This is a genomic window from Streptomyces sp. NPDC042371 (assembly GCF_056437465.1).
Genome location: NZ_JBWKAP010000013.1, coordinates 79,238 through 101,917 on the forward strand (window position 1 = coordinate 79,238; position 22,680 = coordinate 101,917).

The 22,680-nt window shown below is 69.3% G+C and carries 19 protein-coding genes and 1 pseudogene; 6 read left to right on the forward strand and 14 right to left on the reverse strand.

What is annotated here, in order from left to right; all coding sequences use genetic code 11:
- Positions 1–43: 43 nt before the first annotated feature.
- Both AC068B_RS32740 and AC068B_RS32745 read right to left on the reverse strand, forming a co-directional pair.
- Positions 44–1,372, reverse strand: coding sequence for a pentapeptide repeat-containing protein (locus tag AC068B_RS32740; RefSeq protein WP_478675166.1), 1,329 nt, complete (start codon positions 1,370–1,372; stop codon positions 44–46).
- A 1,231-nt stretch (positions 1,373–2,603) separates the two neighbouring features.
- Positions 2,604–2,939 (reverse strand): hypothetical protein, encoded by a 336-nt coding sequence (locus tag AC068B_RS32745; RefSeq protein WP_478675167.1) that lies wholly within the window; start codon positions 2,937–2,939, stop codon positions 2,604–2,606.
- A gap of 128 nt (positions 2,940–3,067) precedes the next feature.
- Here AC068B_RS32745 and AC068B_RS32750 point away from each other — a divergent pair, with 128 nt between their 5' ends.
- Positions 3,068–3,646, forward strand: coding sequence for a TetR/AcrR family transcriptional regulator (locus AC068B_RS32750; RefSeq protein ID WP_478675168.1), 579 nt, complete (start codon positions 3,068–3,070; stop codon positions 3,644–3,646).
- A gap of 126 nt (positions 3,647–3,772) precedes the next feature.
- Here AC068B_RS32750 and AC068B_RS32755 read toward each other — a convergent pair whose 3' ends face one another.
- The 7 genes from AC068B_RS32755 to AC068B_RS32785 all read right to left on the reverse strand — a co-directional run bounded on the left by AC068B_RS32755 (position 3,773) and on the right by AC068B_RS32785 (position 8,905).
- Positions 3,773–3,976: a helix-turn-helix domain-containing protein gene (locus tag AC068B_RS32755; protein WP_356268613.1), complete on the reverse strand. Its 204-nt coding sequence runs from the start codon at positions 3,974–3,976 to the stop codon at positions 3,773–3,775.
- Entirely contained in the window at positions 3,973–4,551 is a 579-nt protein-coding gene (locus tag AC068B_RS32760) for a Uma2 family endonuclease (RefSeq protein ID WP_478675169.1), read from the reverse strand. The genes AC068B_RS32755 and AC068B_RS32760 overlap by 4 nt, the downstream gene beginning before the upstream one ends.
- A gap of 611 nt (positions 4,552–5,162) precedes the next feature.
- Complete coding sequence (locus AC068B_RS32765) at positions 5,163–5,504, reverse strand: hypothetical protein (RefSeq protein ID WP_468569198.1); 342 nt, start codon at positions 5,502–5,504, stop codon at positions 5,163–5,165.
- Positions 5,505–5,906: 402 nt separating this feature from the next.
- Positions 5,907–6,908, reverse strand: coding sequence for a HEAT repeat domain-containing protein (locus AC068B_RS32770; RefSeq protein ID WP_478675170.1), 1,002 nt, complete (start codon positions 6,906–6,908; stop codon positions 5,907–5,909).
- A gap of 5 nt (positions 6,909–6,913) precedes the next feature.
- Complete coding sequence (locus tag AC068B_RS32775) at positions 6,914–7,585, reverse strand: HEAT repeat domain-containing protein (RefSeq protein WP_478675171.1); 672 nt, start codon at positions 7,583–7,585, stop codon at positions 6,914–6,916.
- Between the two features lie 337 nt (positions 7,586–7,922).
- Entirely contained in the window at positions 7,923–8,414 is a 492-nt protein-coding gene (locus AC068B_RS32780) for a hypothetical protein (RefSeq protein WP_478675172.1), read from the reverse strand.
- Between the two features lie 86 nt (positions 8,415–8,500).
- The gene (locus tag AC068B_RS32785; protein ID WP_478675173.1) at positions 8,501–8,905 is read right to left on the reverse strand and encodes a hypothetical protein; all 405 of its coding nucleotides are present in this window, start codon (positions 8,903–8,905) and stop codon (positions 8,501–8,503) included.
- A gap of 48 nt (positions 8,906–8,953) precedes the next feature.
- Between AC068B_RS32785 and AC068B_RS32790 the strand changes: the two are divergent.
- Positions 8,954–9,307: pseudogene (locus tag AC068B_RS32790) on the forward strand (HFCD family protein); the annotation flags it as partial.
- A gap of 214 nt (positions 9,308–9,521) precedes the next feature.
- Here the strand turns inward: AC068B_RS32790 and AC068B_RS32795 are convergent.
- Positions 9,522–10,058: a phosphoribosyltransferase family protein gene (locus tag AC068B_RS32795; protein WP_478675174.1), complete on the reverse strand. Its 537-nt coding sequence runs from the start codon at positions 10,056–10,058 to the stop codon at positions 9,522–9,524.
- 1,327 nt (positions 10,059–11,385) lie between these two features.
- Between AC068B_RS32795 and AC068B_RS32800 the strand changes: the two genes are divergently transcribed.
- Entirely contained in the window at positions 11,386–12,189 is an 804-nt protein-coding gene (locus tag AC068B_RS32800; RefSeq protein ID WP_478675175.1) for a hypothetical protein, read from the forward strand.
- A 158-nt stretch (positions 12,190–12,347) separates the two neighbouring features.
- Here AC068B_RS32800 and AC068B_RS32805 read toward each other — a convergent pair whose 3' ends face one another.
- Positions 12,348–13,169: an AfsR/SARP family transcriptional regulator gene (locus tag AC068B_RS32805; protein ID WP_356268623.1), complete on the reverse strand. Its 822-nt coding sequence runs from the start codon at positions 13,167–13,169 to the stop codon at positions 12,348–12,350.
- A 755-nt stretch (positions 13,170–13,924) separates the two neighbouring features.
- Here AC068B_RS32805 and AC068B_RS32810 point away from each other — a divergent pair.
- The 3 genes from AC068B_RS32810 (at position 13,925) to AC068B_RS32820 (ending at position 18,689) form a co-directional block, all read left to right on the forward strand.
- Positions 13,925–16,015 (forward strand): FAD/NAD(P)-binding protein, encoded by a 2,091-nt coding sequence (locus tag AC068B_RS32810; RefSeq protein ID WP_478675176.1) that lies wholly within the window; start codon positions 13,925–13,927, stop codon positions 16,013–16,015.
- A gap of 50 nt (positions 16,016–16,065) precedes the next feature.
- The gene (locus AC068B_RS32815) at positions 16,066–17,472 is read left to right on the forward strand and encodes a nitrosuccinate lyase (RefSeq protein WP_478675290.1); all 1,407 of its coding nucleotides are present in this window, start codon (positions 16,066–16,068) and stop codon (positions 17,470–17,472) included.
- Positions 17,473–17,603: 131 nt separating this feature from the next.
- On the forward strand, positions 17,604–18,689 hold the full coding sequence (locus AC068B_RS32820) for a methyltransferase (RefSeq protein ID WP_478675177.1): 1,086 nt from the start codon (positions 17,604–17,606) through the stop codon (positions 18,687–18,689).
- A 68-nt stretch (positions 18,690–18,757) separates the two neighbouring features.
- On the opposite strand, the gene AC068B_RS32825 is transcribed toward AC068B_RS32820, so the two are convergent.
- The 3 genes from AC068B_RS32825 to AC068B_RS32835 all read right to left on the reverse strand — a co-directional run bounded on the left by AC068B_RS32825 (position 18,758) and on the right by AC068B_RS32835 (position 22,643).
- Positions 18,758–20,290, reverse strand: coding sequence for an MDR family MFS transporter (locus AC068B_RS32825; RefSeq protein WP_478675178.1), 1,533 nt, complete (start codon positions 20,288–20,290; stop codon positions 18,758–18,760).
- A gap of 26 nt (positions 20,291–20,316) precedes the next feature.
- Positions 20,317–21,774, reverse strand: a complete 1,458-nt coding sequence (locus AC068B_RS32830; protein ID WP_478675179.1) for a multicopper oxidase family protein — start codon at positions 21,772–21,774, stop codon at positions 20,317–20,319.
- 107 nt (positions 21,775–21,881) lie between these two features.
- On the reverse strand, positions 21,882–22,643 hold the full coding sequence (locus tag AC068B_RS32835) for a winged helix-turn-helix domain-containing protein (RefSeq protein WP_478675180.1): 762 nt from the start codon (positions 22,641–22,643) through the stop codon (positions 21,882–21,884).
- Between the last annotated feature and the right edge of the window lie 37 nt (positions 22,644–22,680).

A 22,680-nucleotide genomic window follows, 5' to 3' on the forward strand; every position in this document is an offset into this window, starting at 1 on the left:
GTGAGGTACTGCTCAGGCTGCACAGTGCCATCGGCCGCGAGGCCTACTCGGAGCCGCGAGGCAGAGGGCGCGGCTCCGCCTGGGCCGCTTCGCACTCGTCGATCCGATCCTTGACCTGTGGGTCATCGGCCAGCCTCTCGGGGAGTGATGTGTCGTGGGTGATGTGCGCCTTGATGAGCTGACGAACCCTTAGGCCTCTGGCCGTACTCAGGTTGGCGGCAGTGAGGTCGGCATCCGTGAGGTCGGCGCGAGCCAGGTTTGCTCCGCCGAGTTCGGCCCCCGTAAGGACTGCTCCCTGGAGTTTCACGCCGACAAGGTCAGCACGGGTCAAGTCGGCGCCCTCCAGGTTCGCCTCGCTCAAGTCGGCATGCTCAAGATGTGTGTGACTCAAGACGGCCTTGCTCAGGTGTGCGCGTGTCAGAGTCGCACGGGGCAACGACGCATGGCTGAGGTCAACGTGCGTGAGGTCCGCCCCCACCAGGATCGCTCTCGTCAGAACCGCGTTCGTGAACTTCGTGCCCACGACGTTCACTGCGGTGAAGTTGGCGTCCGGGGCGATCACGTCGGACAGGTCGCCCTCCCAGAATGTGGCACCCGTCAGCGCTGCCGATGCGAGATGGGCGCCTGCCAGCACGACGCCTTCCAGACGGGCACCCGTGAGTTCGACGCCCTGCAGATTTGCGTCCTGAAGGTCGACGTCGTGGATGGTAGCCCCGGTGAGGTGGGCCCCGCTCAGGTCCATCACGAGATGGCTCTGACGCACCGGCTGACGTCCAAGGACCGTCAAGGCCGCGGTGACGTCAGGGGCGAGCAGTGTGGATGGCCTCTCCGCCAAGTCCTCGGCTGCGCCCTTTCTTGTCCCTCTCTTCGACCTGCTTCCGTCCCGTGCTGGGGTGCGCACGAACGCCGACAGGACCTCGACGACCGTCCGATGGTCTCTCTCGCTATCGTTCATGATTCGTTCGAGGCTGTAGATGCCGCCGAGCCGTTCGTGAAGATTGTCGGACCCGAGCAATTTGATCGCTTCGACGTATCGCTCGGTGACCTGTCCCTCGCGCGTCAGCTCCGCTTGCTCGCGGTCCTTCTCACGCAGGTGGGCGAACTGCTCCTGGCTGTGTTCGTATAGCTTCTCGGCATGCCGGTGGTTGCGGTGGGTGTAGTGGAGGCCAAGCCCGGTGATCGCTCCTGCCCCGAGGGCGACGAGCATGGTCCGGAAGCCGGTGATGACCACACCATCGGCCGGCTGAAGGTTCTTTTCCCGAAGGTGGGCGCCGTCGACCCACCATGGTCCGCGCCACAGGAGCAGGACATACCCGATGGCTGCGGCCGTACCTACTACGGTGAGGGCAAGGCGTCTGGTCTCCGGTTTCATGCAGCGCATGATGAACGAACTCGCTGCAGCGCACACATGAACAGGTCATCCCTGAGGTGAAGTTGAGCTTCGGGACAGCGAACGGAGTGGGGTAGGTCAGCCCCGGTGGTGTCCGGTTGGGCAGCGGCGCCGGTCTCAGAGCGAGCCTCGTGGACTGGAGAGGGCCAAGGTGTCCGCTGCCCGTGCAAGCAACTCGTCACCACCTTGCGGGGTCCGCGCCGAGCTGCTTACACCCTGGATTAGGGCTGCAGCTAACGCTCGAAGGGGGGTTTGTTGGTGTGCTGAGAGAGTACGAAGCAGGCACAGGGGTTCGTGATCTATGCCCTGCGGCGCCCTGAGGCTCGCTATCGAACTCACCAGGATCCTGCTGGGCGTCATCAGATGGTGCGAGCCACACAGGCGACCCGCACCACCCCATACGCTCACCAGGATCCTGCTGGGCGTCATCAGATAGTGCGAACCACACAGGGGAACCGCACCACCCCATACACACGACATCGCCGATGGATCGCGTCCCGCCAAGCGATGCGCGCGCGGCAGCCCCAGCAGCACTCACCGTGCTGCTGGAGTTTTCAGCCTCGCTAGGATAGCCGCCGCGAGTCCCGCACCGGAGATGTTCTCGAAAGCGATTCACAGGAGACTTCCGGATGCACCAAGGGCGCTTCAGCTTCAAGCGCGCCAACGACCGTTCGGAGGTCGCGTTCAAGCTCGAGCAGCAGCCCGGCCTCGAGAGGGCGTGCTGCTCGCCTTGGTGCGGGCCGCTGCTGGCCGCCTTCAGCGGGGCTCCTTGGGAAGTGCCATCAACTTGTCCAGCAGAAATGCCACAAGATGTCAGCAGGTGATGCCACTAGCGACCACCGAAGAGTATCCCTTGCCGCAGTTCAGAACACCCCCAATGGAAGCCTGACGCTGGCTCAGCGATGACATCTCTGTTGTGACACAACAGCGGTGCTTCACAGTAACTGTGGTCTCTACGATACCGTAACTCCGGATATTTTGCTGGAGTTTGGGCCGATAGCGACCGTCAGAATTTGGTGAATTTATCGCTGCTTGTGCTGCTGGTGGGATCGGCCTATGTGGCCGATTGGATTGTGGTCGCCGGGCTTTGCTGGGGAGTTTCCGCGATATAGGTCGTCCATTGAAGCCTTCTCAGCAAAGGCTCTGAGATAGGCGGCCACTGACCAGGGGGCTATCGGTCTAGTCACGGTGCGGGGCCCGCATCCGCGTTGGACTACGCGGACTTGGTGAACGTCGAACGGGCCACGGGATCGGCTGATCGAAGGTCGTCGTCCACCGCGTGTGCCTTGTGGCGGGCCCACAGGACGTACGCCGCACATGCCACGACGGCGGTGGCACCTCCGTATCCAAGGACCATCGCATGCCTGGCAGGCGGGTCCAGGTAGGCGACGCCCTCCGAGGAGACCCACAGGGACCCGTCGTGCACCTCCCACCAGTTGTCCTCCCAGTCGGCGATCGTTCCGTGCACCGGCCGTCCGGAGGAGTCCCGCCAGAAGTAGTCGGACTCCTCCCGCGGCAGCGACCCGGGCTTGGAGCTCTCTATCTTCAATGGGCCGCTACAGCGTCCGTGTGACCTGGCTGCCGCTGCTTTGGATGAGACTGACCAGCGGCTCTGTGCACCGCCAGTCCACCGCTCCCGCTTTCTTGATCGTGCGATCCAGATAAGTCGGTGGAGCCATGGCAAGGACCCGGGAGTTCGATACCGAGGCGGCGGTGAGCCGCGCGATGGAGCTGTTCTGGACGCGCGGCTATGAGGCGACCTCTGTGCGCGACCTGACCCAGCACCTGGGGATCGGACAGGGATCCTTGTATGCGGCGTTCGGCGACAAGGACGGCCTGTACAGGGCTGCGTTGGAGCACTACCGCACCACCCTTGCCGCGGCCGCCCTGCGCAGTCTGGAGGAGGGGGCGGACACCCGCGCGACGATTCGTACGCTGCTGACGGAGCGGATCCGCATCGCCATCGGGCACGGCGGCCAAGGCTGCCTGGCCGTCAACGCCGTCTGCGAGCGGTTGCCTCAGGACGCGGCCACCCGCCGCACCGTGCGCGACATGCAGGACGCGAGCCGGGAGGCGTTGACCGAGGTGCTGCGGGCCGCGATGGAGCGGGGCGAGATCGCGGCGCGGCAGGCCCCGCACACGGTCGCCGCGTTCCTGGTCACCTTCCTCAACGGGCTGCTGGTCTCCTCGAAGATCACGCCAGACGCCTCCGCACTCGAACCCCTCGTGGACATCGCATTGACCACCCTCGACTGAGCCAAAACCCCTTCCCGAACGGGGCCACTACTGATCCGTGAAGCCAGTGCCCGCGACCACGGGATCGGTGGTCTGGGAGATGGCTCGACAGACCCAGAGGAAGCCGGGGGCGCTAGCAGCCGCGTGTCAGGGGGCCGTGGTGAATGTGATCGCGAGGCTGCATCCCAGGGCGGTGGCGATTCGCTCCAGGACAGGCAGCGTCGGGATGTCGTGGCCGCTCTCGATGCGGGAGATGGCGGCCTGACCCGTCCCGGCGGCGCTGGCCAACTCGGCCTGGGACATGCCGCATTGACGCCGCCAGTGGCTCACGAGCGCGGCGGTGTCGGTCACAGGCCCGACTCCGCGCCGTACATCGGCAGCACGCTCGTGTCGATCTTCCATGCGTCGATGGTGACCGTGTCGCCGAATGTGTAGTGCTGCCGGTTGTCGTAGGTTGCCTCGCCGGTTCGCCGCGACGGCGCCCAGTGGTGCACGGCCGTGCCGTCCCGGGGATCCACGATCAGGTAGTGCGGGATGCCCATGGCGGGGTAGTCGTGGAGCTTTCCTGTGTAGTCGTTGGCCGGGTTCGAGCGCGAGACGACCTCGATGACCAGGTGGCTGCGGCGCGGGTCGATCGACTCGGCGTCCGAGTGCAGCAGCTCCTCGTCGATGACCACGAGGTCGGGGATGCGCAGGATGCCGAGGGCGGCATCCTCGAGGTCGGTTTCCAGCATGAGGGCCAGGTCGTCGTCGAGCTGGGGCTCCAGTTGGACGCGGAGGCGGTGGGCTACGCGCTGGTGCTGGAGTTTGGGGCTCATCATCATGATGAGCTGGCCGCCGCTGATCTCGGGCCAGGACATCGGTGCGGGCTTGCCGAGGGTGTCCCGGAACTCACGCAGGTGGCGGTAGATGTCTTCAGTGGGCACACCTCCACCCTATATGACGAAATCGTCATGCGCAGGGGCGGTTGCATCGCCCCCCCCCCGGCCCACACCAGCCCCGAGGGGACGGTCTACAGCATCAGGGGCTGCGTGCAGGTGGATGGCGGGTCTGACTACTGCTCGGGGTGGCAAAAGTGCACTGCCTGACACCGAGTGAAGGCGGGGGGAGCCGGGCGGGGGCCCGCCGCCCCTTCGTCGGCTGGAGAAGGCGCGGCCGTCCGCCGCAGAGTCTGTCAGAGCGTGGTGGGAGCATCCCCGCGGGTGCGAGGAGCACCAGGGCCTGTCCGGCAAGGGGATGTCTTCACGTCTCGCACGGCGGAACTTGTGGTGTGTGGGATACCCAGAGCAGTTCCGCCGGCCAGTGGTGTGCCCAGTCGGGTGGGGCGGTTTCGTTGTAGCCGTTGGGTGTTCCGCGGTCGGGACGCGTGGCCGTGCCCTTCATCAGCCGGAGCAGATCGTGCTGAGGCGAGGCCATCGCGCACCTCTCGTCCTTCCAGGAGGGTGACGCGATGGCCTCCACGAACAGGTTCTGCGTCAAGGCCTCTGCTGCGTTCCCCGGCGGGAGGGCGTCGGGCCCGCGGGCAGTGCGGGGGCTGTTACCACCAGCGACCGCACCTATTGGCGTGGCTGTCGCAGACCCGGAAGTACACCTTGTCGCGGTCGTTGTAGCTGCCTGAGTACGAGGACCTGTGGACCGCGCCGTCCTCGTACCGTTCCAGGTAGCTGTATGACGGCAGTGTGGACGGGCCGTTCGTCCACCATTTGCCGTCGTAGTCGTTGCCGTCCCAGACCCAGGTCTTGCACAGCGGCAGCCTGCCACCGGCCGGTCCCGGCAGGTTGGTGCACGCCTGCGTTGCCGATGCCGAAGACGCGAGCCCTACCGTTGTTGCCGCGATGACAGTGGCTGCGAGGCCGATCTGCGCGATGATTCGCTTCACGTCCCATCCCCCTTTTTTTCTTGCCGTCAGGGCTCAGAAGGCCCTGCTCGAATTCGCGGGTCCGCTCAACGGACTTGGTGCCTTCTGGGCGGGTGACCAGCCGACTGAGCTGTCGCGTCATCGAGCGCAGTGATGGAACGCACTCGCATCGGTTCGCCCCGCGATGGTCGGTTGCGTTGCGTCTTACAGGCTATGAGGAGCGGGCCTTGGGCGCGTCCCACGACGGGTTGAGCTGGGAGTACCGCGCTGGTTTGCTCGCACGGAAACTACAACTAGTGCAGTACTGCGGGAGGGGTGAAGTTTTTTCGAGGGGTTCCTGTGCTGGGCCCGGTTCGTTCCGGTTCGGTGTGCCGCCGGGTTTTTTGGGGGCGGGTGTGGCCGCCGGTGTGGGTTTGCCGTGGCTCAGTGGCGGGCTTGGAGGAGGTAGGCGGCGGTCAGTGAGACAGCCGGGTCCTCGTCGTGTGACAGCTCTGCGAGGGCTTGTGTGGCTGTCGGTCCCGGGATGTCGGCGAGTGCTTGGGTCAGGCGTCCGCGGGCGGGGGGTTGGGTGGTGTGGTGGGCGAGGTGGTCGACTAGGTGGGTGGCGATCCGGTCGGCCGCCCCGGTGTCGTCGCTCGCGAGTTGGCTCAGTGCGTCGGCTGCGTCGGTGTCGGTTCTGCCCGTGACGATCATGTCGATGAGCGTCGGGATTGCTCTGGTCTCTCCGCGTGTTCCCAGTGCCAGGGCCGCATGCCCGCGGACTTCGGCATCGGGGTCGGTGAGGGCGTGGTGCAGGTGTGTGGCGGTCTCGGTGCCGGGCATTTTGGCGAGGGCCTGGACGGCGCGTCTGCGTACCGCGGGTTCGGGTGAGTCAAGGCCCTTGGCCAGGAGTGCCGGGGCCTGTTCGGGTGCTTGCGCCAGGGCCCATCGCAGGGTGCCTGCGACGTTCGGGTGCGTTTCGCTCAGTGCTGCTTCGACCAGGGCCTCCACCGGCACGGGGGTCCCGTGGGCGGTGGAGAGGGCTGCGCCCTGGCGGGTGTCGGCGTTGTGCGATCCCAGTGCCTGGAGGAGCGCGACGGCTTTCAGGACGTCTTGCCAGTCGGTGGGGTCGGCGGCGTCGATGCGGCGCAGTCGTGTGAGCAGTTCGGTTTCGGTGGCGATGCGGTCGTGTGTCTGGCGGATGAGGTCGCCGACGAGTGCCGAGGGGGTGAAGTCGGGGTCGTCGAGCGCGCGCCCGATGTCGCGGAGTGACAGGCCCAGTGAGCGCAGGCTTTCGATGTGGAAGATCCGCCGGATGTCTTGTGCGGAGTACTCGCGGTAGCCGGAGTCGGTTCGGTCCGATGGCTGGACCAGGCCGAGGGATTCGTAGTGCCGGAGCATGCGGGCACTGACTCCGGACCGTCTTGCCACCTCACCGATCAGCACAGGTCCTATTGTCCGTCGTGCGGGGTGCCGGCGAGGGCCACGGTGCGTTTGGCTTTCTCGATGGCCAGGGTGAATCCGGCGTCCGGGTCGTGCAGCAGGCGTTGGGTGGCGAGTGCGTGGGCTCGTGTGTCGGGGTTCTGGGCCGTGGTCGCTTTGTGGAGGGTCGGTTCGATGGTGTCGCCCAGTGCGACCAGTGCCTGGCTGAGGCTCAGCTGTGTCTCGCGCTCGCCGCGTCCGAGTTGTGTGGCCAGGGTGGTGGCCAGGGAGGTTTGGCCGCCTTCCGGTACGAGGACGACTGCGGCGCGCCAGGCGCTGCGTGCGACCTCGTCGTCGGTGTCGGTCAGCAGGTCTGGTGTGATGGCAGGCCAGGCCTGCGGGTCTGCGATCTTGGACAGGGTGTGGAGGGCCTGGCTGCGTGCCTGGGCGTGCTCGGAGCGGAGTTCCCGGAGCAGTTTTGGCAGGGTCAGGGGCACGGGGTGGCGGGTGAGTGCCCAGGTCAGCATGTCGCGGACGAAGAATTCGGGTTCGGTTGCGCTTCGTTCGATGAGTGTGTCGACGTAGCGCGGGTCTGGGGTGGTTCCGGCGGCCAGGGCGGCTCGTAGGCGTACGGACGCGTGGTTGTCCTGCAGCGCCTGGAGTGCTCGTGCCGGGTCTGGGGTCTGTGTGGTCGTGGTCATCGGCCTGCCTCTCTGGGAGGCAGTGAAGACCTTGTCACTGTGTCAAGGTCAAGCGGGGTGGCTGGTTGGCTGGGTGGTCCTTGTGCAGGTTCCGGCGATCGCCATCAGGTCCGTGAGGGTGGTGACTCCAAGGTCCCCTCCCGCGGCGGTGCCGTCGTGCCGGTGGTAGGTGTGGGCCCGGGGAGAGCCGAGCGTGTGGCACGGTGCGCACGGCGCAGCCGCTCCCCCGCCGAGCAGTAGTTCTCGACCCGGCAGGGGGCGCACCCGTGGAAGTGGGCGAGGAGGTCCCCGTACGCCTGTTGTGCCTGCCGCTCCTGGGCGGTCGTCTCCCTGAGAGTCACCGTGTCCTCCGCTGAAGTTCGCTGCGGGCGATGCGGACCAGGGCGGCGACGGACTGGACCGGGCACAGGTCGCCGACGATGCGGGGGCGCACCGCCCAGTACAGGCCGGTCGGGCCGGTCGGGCCGGTGAGGTCGGAGGCCGGGACCGTCAGGAAGTGGCCGGACCCCAGCATTGGGGCGTCGTTGGGGTAGGGCCATCGCGCCCTTGGGAAGGGTTCGACCAGTGCGTAGTACGTGTGTTGCGGGCGGTTGTGGATGACGGGTCCGCAGAGCAGCTCGGCGAGTGTCGCTGTCACTGTGTCGAGTTCGTCGGTGCCGACGGCCGTGGTCACGAGTTGGGCGGGCAGGCGCAGCGTGTTGAACCGCGTGCCGAGCGGGAGCAGCGCGATTCCGCGCTCCGCCCATTCCCGGTGGGCCTGGTGCGGCTCTTGCTGTGAGCGTGCGAGCCAGTCGAAGGCCGCACTGGATGTCTGCTGTGTGTTCACCATCTGCCCCTGCCGTCGGCATCTTTCGCTTGAGGCCAGGGTGATGAGGTGGAGGCACGCTAACTGTCACTCTTCGGTGACAGTGGGTGTCACAGGCCGAGCCACGCAGACATGTGCCCCAAGGCGTCCGGAGTTCTGCGCTGCTGGTGCACGAGGCCCTCGATCGTGGCGCGTGCACCAGGGTGATATCGAGTTTGCTGTGGGGCGACCTCGCGCGCCTTGGTGATTGACGTGAGCGCTGCGTCAGTGTGGCCCGTCTCCATCTCGGACCGGCCACGGTCGATCCATACGTGAGCACGGCGTGAAGTAGGCCATGAGTCAGGCATACGGAGCTTCTTGGCCTTCTCCACGGCCTTCCCGTAGTGGCCCATCTCCGTGAGCGCCGACAGTTCATGAGCGGCCCAGTTCGTCGGCCCGAACGACAGCCAGTGCACATGTTCGACAGGACCGGCCCGGTCGGCGATCTCCTTGGCCTCTTGTAGGTGGGCCTTCACTGCGGCTTCGTCGCGAGCACGCGCGGTGATGACGGTGGCGCCGAGGTGCAGTTGCCCGGTGAGCCTGACGTCTGGCCTCAGGCGGACGTGATTCTTTTTGCTCCGGCGACGTTCAACTCGGTCAACTCATGGGCGCTGGGCTTGACGTCGTCGTTCGTGGTGGGTGTCGTCGCTGAGGGCATCGGGAAGGGCATTCCCACCGTGGCGGTGCCGTGTGTGAATGCGGCCTACGCCCGGCATCGCCAGTTCGAGCGGAGTGTGGCGGAGCTTCGGGAGCAGGGGGTCACGGTCCTGTACGGCGAGGGCGGGTTCGTGCCCAACCCGCCTGGTTCCGGCAGGCCGAAGGCGTACCCCTGGAGTCTTGCCCTTGGGGCTGTGGGGCGGCGGGTTGAGGGGGGATGATGAAAGGCTCCTCCGGCCCACCGTGCGTACTCGTGGTGGGGTCCAGCACTGCGGCTCACGTGGGCAGTTCGGGATTTCGGGATTGGGGTCGTGGGCTGTGTCTTTCCAGTGATGGTTGCCCCCCTGGGGCGAGTAGCACGTGTTCGTCGAGGGGCCGCGTCTAAGGAGTCGTTCTCGGGGTGGGCCAAGATCTTTCCGACCCGAGGCTCTGCTTTCAGGCTTCGTGCGGTGGGAGGTCCTGTCCGGTCAGCAGCCCTTGAACGGTGCTGAGGGTGTTCTGCGGCGACTCGCCGAGCTGGTCCACGATGACGCTGCATCCTGCCCAGGTGGAGCCGCACTCTTCTGCCATGCTCTTGACGGCCGTGGCCTGGCTGCCGGTTTCGATCCAGTCGTCGATCAGCAGGACGTGGTCCCCCGGGCCGAGCGAGGATCGCTGGAGGTGCAGCGTGTGGCGGAGGTGTCGGTAGTCGGGAGACGACTGGCGCGTAATTTTGCCGCCGGGGAAGAGGCCGTCGCCCTTTCGGACGGGTACGAATCCGACGCCGAGCTCGACCGCTGCGGCTCCGCCCAGAAGGAAGCCGCGCGACTCGATCCCGCATACCGCTGTGATCCGTTCGTCCCGGAAGGGTTCCACGAGACCGGCTACTACCGCGGCCAGTGCCTTGGCGTCCCGGAAGATCGCCCATACATCTGCGTGACCAGCGATCCATCGGAAGTGTTCGAGTGCCAGGTCGCGCGCGGTCGTAGGCATGAGCGGGAGTCTCCCGATCGCCGGACGACGCGGCAACCGGTTATCGACGTCCTCCGAGAGCCGCTCAGGGCCTGGACGGGTGTGTGGGGGCGGTCCAGGCGACGTCGTCGACCGCGAGCCAGGGTGCGGTCGAGACGGCTGTGGGTGTCACCCTGGTGAAGGTCATGACGTCGCGGTGCGGGTGGGACTGGTCGGCGTAGCCGCTTTCCGCCGCGACCGAGCCGGGGCTGTGTTCTGCGGCGAGGCGGTGGGCCGCGTGGTCGAAGCGGACCAGTCCGCCGGACTGCGACCGGTGACCAGTTCGTGGACCTGCTCGCCGAGGCCTGAGTGGTTCAGAGGTTGGGAAGCCGTGTGCGTTCGTTGAGCGGCCAGTGCCGAGTTTCGGTGTGGGGCCGGTCAAGGAAATCGGCTGGGTTTCGGCCGTGGCTGGGCTATTTCGTCGGTGTACGTGGCACGGGTCTTTCCTGTCGTCCGCGGAGGCCGTGCGGGATCTCGGTATTTTCCCTGATTCCCCGGCGGTGTTCCCGGGGGCGCACAGGTGCCGGGCTGCTGCGGAGCGTTGTGGTGAACGTGGGCTGTGCGACCAGTGGGCTTGCCGGGCGTGCGGCATCTTGCCGGGCGGCGTGCGGGGGCGCTTTGCACCACTGGCCTCTCGTGCACCGTCCGGCACCTCAGTACTGCTTTGCACGCCACTACTTACGCAAGAACGCATTTGTTCAGCAGTGCGGTGTGAGGGTGCCGCGTGGCTGAATGCAAGGGCGGCCGGGGCGGGCGGTGCGGGGGCGGTCCGGAGAGGGGGGTGTGAGGGCCCGTTGCGGAGGCGGGTGGCTTGGGGTGTGCTGTGGGGGCCGGGGGTGGCCGGGGGGGTGTCTGGCCAGGTCCCGGGCGGGTTCGGGGCGGTTGGGGTGAGGAGTGGGGTGTTGTGCGGGGTGTCTTGTTCCGTTCCGGTGCGGTGGTCGCTGGTGGTTTCTGTTGGTGGGGGCCTTCTCCGGAAAAAACGGGCATAACGCAATTGCATGAAATCCCGGAGAGTTCTCTGTTCGTGGCGGAATCTCATGATACTCTCGCCGCGTTATGCGCTTCGGTCCGGGGGAGGAGAAGCAGCGTGATGATCGGAATGCCAGGGGAGACCACCCCTGGGGGGGAACTTCCTAAAGATCAATTCTGTCGGCCCGTCGGGCCCGACCACTCGACCGAAGTATCCGATTCAATCATCCGGATTCCGATCAACATGCTCCGTGACGCGGATTCCCCTCGGCTTGCCGGTATAGATCAGGATCATGTGCGGACCCTGGCCGCGTGCACCGATAAACTTCCGCCGATCGTCGTGCACCGCTCGACCATGAAGGTCATCGACGGAATGCACCGGCTGACCGTGGCCCGGCTGAACGGCCAGGAAACCATCGAGGTGCGCTACTTCGAGGGCTCGAATCGGGAAGCGTTCCTCTTAGCCGTCGAGCTGAACATGAAGCACGGCCTGGCGCTGGCCCTCTCCGACCGCAAGAAGTCGGCGATGAAGATCCTCGAGAGTTTTCCCGAGTGGTCGGACCGGGCGGTCGCCGTGAAGACCGGACTTTCCGGCAAGACCGTCGGGGTGCTGCGCCGTAAATTCGCGGGACGGATCGCCCAGGCCCCGCTCAGGGTCGGGCGGGACGGCCGGGTGCGGCCGCTGAATTCCCACAAAGGACGCCAGAAGACCGCCGGAATTCTGCCCGGCGAGCCGGACATCGTCCTGCGGGAGAGTGCCGAGGCGGCCGGTGCGCCCGGACCGGCCGCCCGGGAAGCGCAGAAACGGTTACGCAGCCAGGACGACGGGCCGCTGCCCGGCTCGGAGGCCCGGGCCCGCGCGCCGCAGGGCCTGGAGTCGGCGGGCCCGCTCCTGGATCCCCTGGCCCAGCTCGAGTCGCTGAAGCGGGACCCCGCCCTGAAGTACAGCAACGACGGCCGGGAGATGATCCGCTGGCTCGAGGCCCGCATCATCCGCAAGAGCGATCCCGGTCTGGCGCTGCCCGCCCCCGCCCATCAGGCGAGGAAGATCGCCGCACTGGCCCGGGCGTGCGCGGCACAGTGGAACTTCGTGGCGATGCGCATGGAGCTCCTGTGCGACGAGTGCTCGCAGGCGTCCAACTAGACGTCCAGCCAGGTGTCCAACTGAGGAAATTCCGCAGTCGACCCCCTGGTGGTCCGCTCCCCCGGTGGTGGCGGGCGATGTTGGCGGCATCCCTTCGCGAGGAGAGGTACTCCCCCGGGATCTGCAGATGCCGCCGACGGCACCGCGGATGTGCCCGCTCAGCTCGCGTAGCGGTCGTACGTGGATGAGCGCCGGGGGCCTGCGATGACGTCCAGGCGCGGGTCGACCGTGAGGATCGCCTGATGAAGCCGCTGTAACTGCGGCGACGGCTCTACCCCCAGATCCTCGATCAGCCGGGCCCGCAGGCGCTGGTAGACGTCCAGGGCCGAGGCCTGGCGGCCCGAGCGGTACAGCGCCACCATCGCCTGTGAGTGCAGGCCCTCGTGCCGGGGGTGCCGGGCGATCAGGTCGCTCAGCTCCGCGATGAACTCGCAGTGCCGGCCCAGGCGCAGCTCGGCGTCGATCCGCCGCTCCAGGGTGACCAGGCGGCTCTCCTCCAGGCGGGTCGCCTCGATCTCCAGTACGCAGCCCATCCGCACGTCGACCAGAGCGGACCCGTCCCAGAGGTCAAGCGCCCGCCGGAAGAGGGTGGCCGCCGCCAGGTCGTCGCCGCTGTCGAAGGCGCGCTGGCCGCCGGCCACCAGGCGGTCGTACTCGTGGACGTCGACCTGCTCGGGCGGGATCTGGAGGAGATAGCCGCCGTACCGGGTGACCAGGACGTCCTTGGCGCTGCCCGCGGCGTCCGGGCCCATGGCCGTGCCCAGGCGGCGGCGCAGCTGGAGGATGTAGGTCTGCAGGGTCGTCATGGCGCTTGCGGGCAGGTCGACTCCCCAGATTTCCTCCATGAGCGTCGAGATCGGCACGACCCGTCTTGGGTAGAGGGCCAAAAGCGCCAGTATCTGCCGTGGCTTGCTTGCGGTTGGCACAACATTCACACCGTTAACATCGGCACCAAGCGGGCCGAGGACCTTTACCCTCACAGATTCCTCCTAGAATCCGGCGGCTTCGCGTTTGCGAGCCGGCACCGAATCTGATCTGCAGCGCATGTCGCATGGCAGACTTCACAGCCTCTCTCTGCTAACCGATCCGTCGGGTACGTCAGCCGCTGGCGGCCCGGATCTGCAGATACTCCACCGCTTTTCAGGTATCCCTCTGATGTCACTTTCGCCGTTGTCCACCGATAACTCATGGGCCAGCGGAATTGTGTCGACTCGTCGGCGGGTGCGGCAAGTGCTTCCCTCGGGGTGCGGGGAGGTCAGGTCCGGGTGAAGCGGAGGAAATACCTCCGCCGTCCTTCCGTACATAGGGTCTCCCCTCCCGCGCGCACTTGTAATAAGGTCTGCGGGATTGTGATCTGTCCGCCGTGCCGGACGGACCGGCGTCCGACGTGGCGCCATGTCCTCATTCACTCATTCACGCATTCCTCCGCCCGCGCCTGCGGGCCGAGTTCGGATAATCGCGTGAGAGCGGCCCGGGGCCGTGTAATGCGCCGCCTCTTCCTTCCTGAGTGATCCATGCCTGGGTGATCCGTGCGGAGAGCTGTGTCCTGGTCGGCTCGCGTGGGCCTCCGCCGGGACGCGAGTCCTGGTTGAGCACGCCTCCTGACCCCGTCGGGAGTGTGGGGGCGCACCGCACGGCGGTTGCTCTCTGGCCGGTATGCCCTCCGCGACAAGGAGAACGCGACCATGCCCACTGGACCCTTGGTTCACGACGATGTGCCGGGCGGAACAACTTGGTGAGCGGCCGGCGCACCGAGGTGTGCCTGATCGGCGCCGGACCGCGCGGGTTGTCCGTGCTGGAGCGGGTCTGCGCGCAGGAGCGGAAGTCCCCGCTGTGGGACGCCGTGACCGTGCACGTCGTGGATCCCGAGCCGCCCGGCGCGGGCCGCGTGTGGCGGCCCGCGCAGTCGCCCCATCTGCTGATGAACACCGTCGCCTCGCAGGTCACGGTGTACACCGACGACAGTGTCAGCATCCGCGGCCCGCTGGAGGAGGGGCCGAGCCTGTACGAGTGGGCCAGGTCGCTGGGGCTGGGCTCGCTGCCGCCCGGTCCCGCCACGCCCCGCGACGAGGAGGTCCTCGCCGAGGCCCGGGCGCTGGGGCCGGACACGTATCCCACCCGTGCCCTGTACGGGCGGTACCTGACCTGGGCGTTCGGGCAGGTTCTGGCGAACGCGCCGGAGCATGTGGTGATCCGTGTGCACCGGGTGCGGGCGGTGGCGCTCAAGGACGGCGGCGGGCATCCGTTCGCCGGGGCGCAGACGGTGGTGCTGGAGGACGGGACGCGGCTGGCGGGGCTGTCCGCGGTGGTGCTGGCGCAGGGGCACGTGCCGGTGCGGCCGGGTGAAAGCGAGCGTGTGCTGGCCGAGTTCGCGGCCCGGCACGATCTCGTCTACGTCCCTCCGGCCAACCCCGCGGACGTGGACCTGTCGCGCATCGCGCCGGGCCAGGACGTGCTGCTGCGCGGGCTCGGCCTGAACTTCTTCGACTACATGTCGCTGTTCACCCATGCCCGGGGCGGCGTCTTCGAGCGCGTCGGGGGGCAGCTCGTCTACCGGCCCTCGGGGCGGGAGCCACGGCTGCACGCGGGTTCGCGGCGCGGTGTCCCGTACCACTCCCGCGGCGACAACGAGAAGGGCGCGCACGGGCGTTACCGGCCGCGGCTGCTGACCGTCGAGCACGTGGCGGCGCTGCGCGGCGGGGAGGGGGGGCCGCTGTGCTTCGGCACCGACCTGTGGCCGCTGATTTCCAAGGAGGTACGCAGCGTCTATTACGAGGCGCTGCTGGCCGCGCGGGGCGATGCCCCTGGTGCGGTGGCCTGTTTCGCGTCCGGCTTCCTGCATGCGGCGCCGGGGCGGGCGGAGGAGGGTGTGCTGGCGGCCGCCGGGATCGGGGAGGCGGAGCGCTGGGACTGGGATGTCATCGCCCGTCCGTACGGCTCCCGTGTGTTCGGTGATCTGGCGGCGTTCCGGTCCTGGCTGCGGGAACACCTGTCCCAGGATGTTGTGGAGGCGCGCCGGGGGAATGTGCGCGGGCCGCTGAAGGCCGCGCTGGACGTGCTGCGGGATCTGCGCAACGAGATCCGGCTGGCCGTCGACCACGGCGGGCTCGGTGCCGCCTCGCACCGCGAGGAGCTGGACGGGTGGTACACGCCGCTCAACGCCTACCTGTCCATCGGGCCGCCCGCGGGCCGTGTGGAGGAGATGCTCGCGCTGATGGAGGCCGGTGTGCTCGACGTGTCGTGTCCCGGTATCCGCGTCACCACCACCAGCGGCGGCGGCGAGGAGGGCGGGGCGGGGGCGGCCGGGTTCGTCGGGACGTCGGCGCAGATTCCCGGTGTCCGAGTGCGGGCCACCGCGCTGATCGAGGCCCGGCTGCCCGAGATCGACCTGCGGCGTACGGGCGATCCGCTGATGCGGCAGCTGCTGGAGTCGGGGCAGTGCCGCCCCTACCGCATCGACGGCTCCGGGACGGGCGAGGGCTACGAGACGGGCGGGCTGGCGGTGGCACGGTCGTTCCGGCTGCTGAGCGCGGCCGGGGTCCCCCATCCGCGGCGCTTCGCCTATGGGGTGCCCACGGAGTCGGTGCACTGGGTGACGGCCGCGGGGATCCGGCCCGGGGTCGGGTCGGTGACGCTGGAGGACTCCGACGCCATCGCGGAGGCGGTGCTTGCGCTGCCCGCCCCGCCGCGGTCCTCCCCCGGTGCGGACGAGGGCCCCGCGGACGATGGTCCGGCGGACGACGGCCCGGCGCCGGGCGGGGCGGACGGGGCGGACGGGGCGGACGGCATGGCGATGGCTCCTGGACCTAGAGAGGTGCATCCGTGAGCGCGACGCGCAGTGACCCCGAAGAGCAGGCCCAGGCCCAGGTCCTGGACCTGGACCTGGACCTGGCCGTGCAGCCGGATGCCGGGCTGTTGTCGCCGGTGCGGGTGGGCACCGGTGTCGAGGCCGCGGTCGGTGACACCGCCTGGCTGCAGGCGATGCTGGACGCGGAGGCGGCCCTGGCCCGGGCCCAGGCACGCTGCGGCACGGTGCCCGCCGCGGCCGCCGAGGCGATCACCGCGGCCGCCCGGGCCGAGCACTTCGACGTGCGGGAACTGGCCCTGGCCGCCCGCCGGACGGCGAACCCGGTGGTCGGCCTGGTGGCCGCGCTGACCCGGCTGGTGGGCCAACAGGCGCCGCAGGCCGCCGAGTACGTGCACCACGGCTCCACCAGCCAGGACGTCTTCGACACCGGGGCGATGCTGGTGGCGGCGCGGGCGCTGCGGCTGATCGTGGCGGACCTGCGGGCCACGGCCGCTTCCCTGGCCGCGCTGGCGGCCGACCACCGCGACACGGTGATGGCCGGGCGGACCCTGGCCCTGCATGCCGTGCCCACCACGTTCGGGCTCAAGGCGGCCGGCTGGCGGCACCTGGTGCTGGCGGCAGCCGCGCGGCTGCAACGGGTCGCCGACGAGGGGCTCTTCGTGTCGCTGGGCGGCGCGGCCGGGACGCTGGCCGGCTACCTGCAGTACGCGGCGCAGGCGCCGGACGGCGCCGGGGGCCGGAGCGCCGAGGAGGTGGTGGACCGGCTGGCCCGGGCGTTCGCCGCCGAGACGGGCCTGGCCCTACCGGTGCTGCCCTGGCACGCCCTGCGCACGCCGGTCGCCGATCTGGGGGCGGCGCTGGCCCACACCGCGGGCGCGCTGGGCAAGATGGCGGCGGACGTGCAGGTGCTGGCCCGTACCGAGATCGGTGAGGTCGCCGAGCCCGCCGGGCAGGGCCGGGGCGCCTCGTCCGCGATGCCCCACAAGCGCAACCCCGTCCTGGCGACCCTGATCCGCTCGGCCGCGGTCCAGGTGCCCGCGCTGAGTTCGATCCTGGCGCAGTGTCTGCCGGCGGAGGACGAGCGTTCGGCGGGGCTGTGGCATGCCGAGTGGCAGCCGTTGCGCGAGTGCCTGCGGCTGACCGGGGGCGCCGCCCATGCGGCCGCCGAGCTGGCGGCGGGGCTGCGCGTGCACCGGGAACGGATGCGCGACAACCTCGACCTGACGGGAGGGCAGGTCGTTTCGGAGCGGCTCTCGGCGTATCTGGCGGACCGGCTCGGCAGGGCCGCGGCCAAGGAGCTGCTCGCCGGAGCCCTGGAGCGGGCGCGGGCGGCCGGCCGGCCGCTGGGTGAGGTGCTGGCCGAACTGCCCGCGCTGGAGGGCGTGCTCAGCGGGCGTGAGCTGGCGGAGCTGCTCGATCCGCAGCGGTACACCGGGGCGGCGGGGGTGCTGGTGGACCGCGCGCTGCGCGGGTGAGGCGGCCCCTCTTCTTCCTTTCCCTCCCCCGCCCCTCTCCCCCTCCCCCGCCGCTTTCCCCCTCCCCCTTCTCTCTCTTCTTCCCTTCCTGTTCTTCAACCGTCAAGCAATCGCCAAGCCGGAGGAATGTCATGCCGCCACTGCCGCCCGCCCGTGTCGTCCGTGCCGTCGAAAGCGTGCGCGCCGCTCTGCAGGGTCTGACGCGCAAGCTCGCACCGCCGCCGTTCGCCCTGCTCGAACTCGTCCAGGGCGCCATGGTCAGCCAGGCCATCTACGTGGCCGCCGAGCTGCGCATCGCCGAGACCCTCGTGGACGGGCCGCTGACGCCGGAGCAGATCGCCGGGAAGGCCGGTGCGGACCCCGACGCGCTGCACCGCCTGCTGCGGCTGCTGGCGACCTACGGCATCTTCGCCGAGCAGAAGGACCGCCGGTTCAAGCTGACCCCGATGGCCCGGTCGCTGCTCAAGGACGCCCCGATGTCCATGTACGGCATAGCCCGGCTGATGGGTCATCCCATCCACTGGGAGGACTGGGGTCACCTGGTCGATGCGGTGCGCACCGGTGAGCCGAGCCTGCCCAAGGTGCGCGGCATGGGTGCGTTCGAGTATCTGGAGGCGAACGCGGAGTACGGGGCCGTCTTCACCAACGGCATGGGCGCCATGTCGGGCACCGAGACCGAACCGCTGCTGGCCGCCTGCGACTTCGCCCGCTACGGCACCGTGGTCGACTTCTGCGGCGGCCGGGGCGATCTGCTCGCCGGGGTCCTGAAGAAGAATCCCTCGGCGCGCGGGATCCTCTCCGATCCGCGGGTGGGCACCAACGGCGCCGCCGACTTCCTGGCGGAGCAGGGCGTGTCCGGCCGGTGCACGATCGCCGACGGCGGCCTGTTCGATGCGGTGCCCGGCGGCGGGGACGCGTACATCCTCAAGCACATCCTGCACGACTGGCCGGAGCCGCAGGCGCTGGAGATCCTGCGCAACGTCCGCAAGGCGATGAACCCGGGCGGGCGGCTGCTGGTGATGGAGATGGTCGTCCCGGACAAGCTGAACGGCCCGCACTCGGGGAAGCTGGTCGACCTGTGGCTGATGCTGCTGGTCGGCGGCAAGGAACGTACCCGTGCCCAGTACTCCGAGCTGCTGGGCAAGGCCGGGTTCCGGCTGGAGCGTGTGGTGCAGACGCCTGCGGCGATCTCCGTGGTGGAGGCCAGTGCGCGCTGAGCGCCGCCCCTGCGCCGTCTCCGGCGCCGCGGTCCCGCACAGGGGGCCCGCGGCGCCGGTTTCGTGTGTCAGGAGCGCTGTTCGGGCTGCTTGCGGGCGGCGCGCAGGGGGATCTCGCGGACCAGGAGCGCGGCGAGCAGGGCGAGGCCCGCGGCCAGTGAGGCCAGCACGAAGGCGCCCTGGACGCCCTGGGCGACGGCGCTGCGGTACACAGCGCGTACGCCGGGATCCAGGCGGCTCATGCCGTCGGCGTCCAGCCGGGTGCCGGACAGGGCGGTGGCGCCGGTGCCTTCGCTCATCACGTCGCGTACGCGGTGGTTGAACAGGGTGCCCATGACGGCGACGCCGACCGACTGGCCCAGCGTGCGGAAGAGTGTCATCGCGGCGGAGGCGACGCCCACTTCCTGGGTGGCGACGCTGTTCTGCGCGACGGTCATCACGTTCTGCCCCAGAAAGCCCATGCCCGCCCCGAGCAGGGCCATGAAGAGCGCGGCGGTCAGCCGTGCGGTGTGGGTGTCCACCTGGGTGAGGAGCAGGGTGCCGGTGAGCATGGCGGCCGCGCCGCCCGCCTGGAGGAGCTTGTAGTGGCCGGTGCGGGCGACGGTGCGCCCGGAGAACTGGGAGGCCAGGACCAGGGCGCCGAGCATCGGCAGGAGCAGCAGGCCGGAGCCGGTGGCGGAGACGCCGTGCACGGCCTGCTGGTAGAGCGGGAGGTAGAGGACCGCGCCGAACATGACGAAGCCATTGGTGAAGCTGAGGACGGCCATCAGGCAGAAGTTGCGGTCGGCGAAGAGGTGCGGGGGCAGGACCGGTTCGGTGGCCCGGGACTGGGCGTGGACGAAGCCCGCCAGGGCCGTTGCGGACAGGGCGGTGAGGCCCAGGATCATGCCGGAGTTCCAGGCGTACTCGACGCCGCCCCAGGTGACCACCAGGACGAAGGAGACGATGCAGGCGACCAGGAGCACCGCGCCGACGTAGTCGATGTGTGCCTTGCGGCGCCGGCCGGGCACCCGCACCAGGCGGGCGATCAGGAGCAGGGCCAAGGCGCCGACGGGCAGGTTGAACCAGAAGGCCCAGCGCCAGCCGAAGACGTCGGTGATGCCGCCGCCGGCCAGCGGGCCGACGATCATGGAGAACACCATGACGCTGGTGATCATGCCCTGGTAGCGGCCGCGTTCGCGGGGCGGGATCAGCTCGCCGATGACGGCCATGACGCCGACCGCGAGCCCTCCCCCGCCGAGCCCCTGGATGGTGCGGGCGGCGATCAGTTCGCCCATGTCCTGGGCCAGTCCGCACAGCAGGGAGCCGGTCAGGAAGACCGACATCGCCACGACGAGCCACCGCTTGCGCCCGTACATGTCGCCGAGCTTTCCCCACACCGGGATGGACGCCGCGGCGGCCAGGGTGTAGGAGGTGACGGCCCAGGACAGGTAGGCGACGCCGCCGAGTTCACCGGCGATCGTCGGCATCGAGGTCGCCACGATCGTGGTGCCCAGCGAGGACGGCAGCATCGCGAGCAGCAGGGGTATCAGCGCGAGGCGTACGCTGCGCTGCCGGGGGCCGCGCCGGGTCCCCTCGGCCTCGCCCGTCGTCGCGTCCACGGGCTCCTCCTTCTGGCCGGAACGCCTCATCTGATCTGCATCGTGGCCATCATGCCGCGCACGCCGTGCTCGAACATGTGGCAGTGGTAGAGGTAGTGGCCGCGGTAGCTGTTGAACAGGGCCTGGAGCCGCACGGTTTCGCCCGGGGCGAGGAAGACGGTGTCTTTCAGGCCGCCCTCCCCCGGTGGCGGGGGCCCTCCGGCGCGCTCCAGGATGCGGAACTGCACCAGGTGCAGGTGGAAGTTGTGCTCGGCGCGCGCGTTGGCGTTGGTGACCGTCCAGATCTCGCTGGTGCCGAACTTGATGTGTGCGTCGACGCGCCCGGGGTCGTACACCTTCTCGTCGATGTAGGCGCCGGGGTGTTCGCCGCCCTCGTCCATGCGCAGCACCACCGTGCGCTCGGTGTCGGGGCGGGGCAGGGGCGGCAGGGTGCGCAGGCGGGCGGGTATCTGGCTGGGGTCGTGGGCGGTGCGGACCACGTCGAAGCGCAGGACCTCGCCGATCTCTTCGGCGGGTCCGGTGCCGGTGGTGTTGTCCAGCACCACGCTGCTGCCGAGGGGGTAGCGGGAGAAGTCGACGATGACGTCGGCGCGTTCGCCCGCGGACAGGGCGATGCGGTCGGTGGTGTGGGGGGCGGTGAGCAGGCCGCCGTCGGAGCCGATCTGGACGAGCGGGCCGCCGTCGGCCAGGCGCAGTTCGAAGCGGCGCTGGTTGGAGGCGTTGAGCAGGCGCAGCCGGTACTTGCGGGCGGCGACCTGGAAGTAGGGGTAGGGCACGCCGTTGGTGAGGATGGTGTTGCGGGCCCGGTCGCCCATCGCGTAGGCGAGTTGGCCCTGTTCGTCCAGGCGGGCGTCGCGCAGGGCGATGACGACTTCGTAGCGGCCCCCCGGCAGGGGCAGGGCGGCTTCGGTGGGGTCGGTCAGGAGGTAGGAGCCGGACAGGCCGCGGTAGGTGTTCTCCGCTTCGAGGTGGTGGGTGTGGTCGTGGAACCACAGTGGGGCGTGGGGCTGGCGGTTGGGGTAGTGGTAGGTGCGCTCCGCGCCGGGTTCGATGACGTTCATGGGGTCGCCGTCGCTGTCCGGGGGGACGGCGGCGCCGTGCAGGTGGACGGCGGTGGGCACGGTGAGGCGGTTGCGCTGTCTGATGACCACGGGGTGGTGGGTGCGGGCTCTGATGACGGGGCCGGGGAAGTGGCCGTCGTAGGTGAGGACGTCGCTTTGGATGCCGGGCAGGATCTCGGCGCGGGCGGGTTTCATGGTCATCACGTACAGGTCGGAGCGGCCGGTGCGGGCCAGGGGCTTCTTCTCGGGCAGCAGGGGCATCGGGCGCCGGAACTTCTCCGGTGCCGCGGGGGCTGCCGGGGCCGCCTGGGGCGGGGGCTGGGTGCGGGCGCGGGCGGCGAGCAGCGGGGTGAGGCCGGCGCCGGTCAGGGCCACTCCTGTGGTGGCGAGCGTGGCGCTCAGGGCACTGCGTCGGGTGAGCATGGTGGTCTCCAGGGCGTGTCTGCACCGCTGCCGGGGTGGGGGCTGCGGTGGTGTGGCGGGGTGCACTGGTGTGCGGCTTGCGCGTGGTGCTCGCGTGGGCGGGCCGCTCATCCGGTGCCCAGCCTGAATCCGACGCCGCGCACGGTGACGACCCATGCGCTGGCGCCGAGTTTGCCGCGCAGGCTGCTGACGTGGGTGTCGATGGTGCGGCGTGACCAGGAGTCGCCCCACACCTGCTGCAGGAGCTGCTTGCGCGGGATGACCGTGTCGGGCTGGGAGGCCAGCAGGTACAGCAGGTCGAACTCCTTGCGGGTGAGGGCGACCGGCTGGTCGTCCACGGTGACCTGGCGGGAGTCGACGTCGATGCGCAGCCGGCCGTGGTCCAGTTCCCTGGCCGTGGCGGGCTGCCAGCGGGTGCGGCGCATCACCGCCTCGATGCGGGCCATGAGTTCGCGCAGCCCGTAGGGCTTGGTGACGTAGTCGTCGGCGCCCGCGTGCAGGCCAAGGACGCAGTCCAGTTCGGAGCGGCGGGCGGTGACGATGATGATGGGGACCCTGCTGACCTCGCGGATCGCGCGGCACACTTCCAGGCCGTCGAGGTCGGGCAGGTCGAGGTCGAGGAGGACCAGTTCGACGTCCTCGTAGGCCTGCAGGGCGGCGCTGCCGTGCCGGACGCCGACCGGGTCGTGTCCGTGGCGGCGCAGCTGGGCCGTGAGTGATCCGGCCAGGGCCGCGTCGCCGTCCACGACCAGGATGCGCTGGCCGGTGGGCGGGCGGGCCGGTGCCGGGCCGCCGGGCTCCAGGGGCCGGGCGGTTTCGGGCACGGGGGCGAAGGGCTCCAGCAGTGCCGGTGACGGTATGTGGCTCATGCCTCCCCCGTGGTGTGTGCTGTGCCCGGGCGGGCCG

Bases quoted from the DNA above. Each gene is read 5' to 3' on its own strand.
- AC068B_RS32740 (WP_478675166.1), bottom strand. From the start codon at position 1,372: ATGAAACCGGAGACCAGACGCCTTGCCCTCACCGTAGTAGGTACGGCC.
- AC068B_RS32750 (WP_478675168.1), top strand. From the start codon at position 3,068: ATGGCAAGGACCCGGGAGTTCGATACCGAGGCGGCGGTGAGCCGCGCG.
- AC068B_RS32775 (WP_478675171.1), bottom strand. From the start codon at position 7,585: ATGACCACGACCACACAGACCCCAGACCCGGCACGAGCACTCCAGGCG.
- AC068B_RS32780 (WP_478675172.1), bottom strand. From the start codon at position 8,414: ATGGTGAACACACAGCAGACATCCAGTGCGGCCTTCGACTGGCTCGCA.
- AC068B_RS32795 (WP_478675174.1), bottom strand. From the start codon at position 10,058: ATGCCTACGACCGCGCGCGACCTGGCACTCGAACACTTCCGATGGATC.
- AC068B_RS32820 (WP_478675177.1), top strand. From the start codon at position 17,604: ATGCCGCCACTGCCGCCCGCCCGTGTCGTCCGTGCCGTCGAAAGCGTG.
- AC068B_RS32830 (WP_478675179.1), bottom strand. From the start codon at position 21,774: ATGCTCACCCGACGCAGTGCCCTGAGCGCCACGCTCGCCACCACAGGA.
- AC068B_RS32835 (WP_478675180.1), bottom strand. From the start codon at position 22,643: ATGAGCCACATACCGTCACCGGCACTGCTGGAGCCCTTCGCCCCCGTG.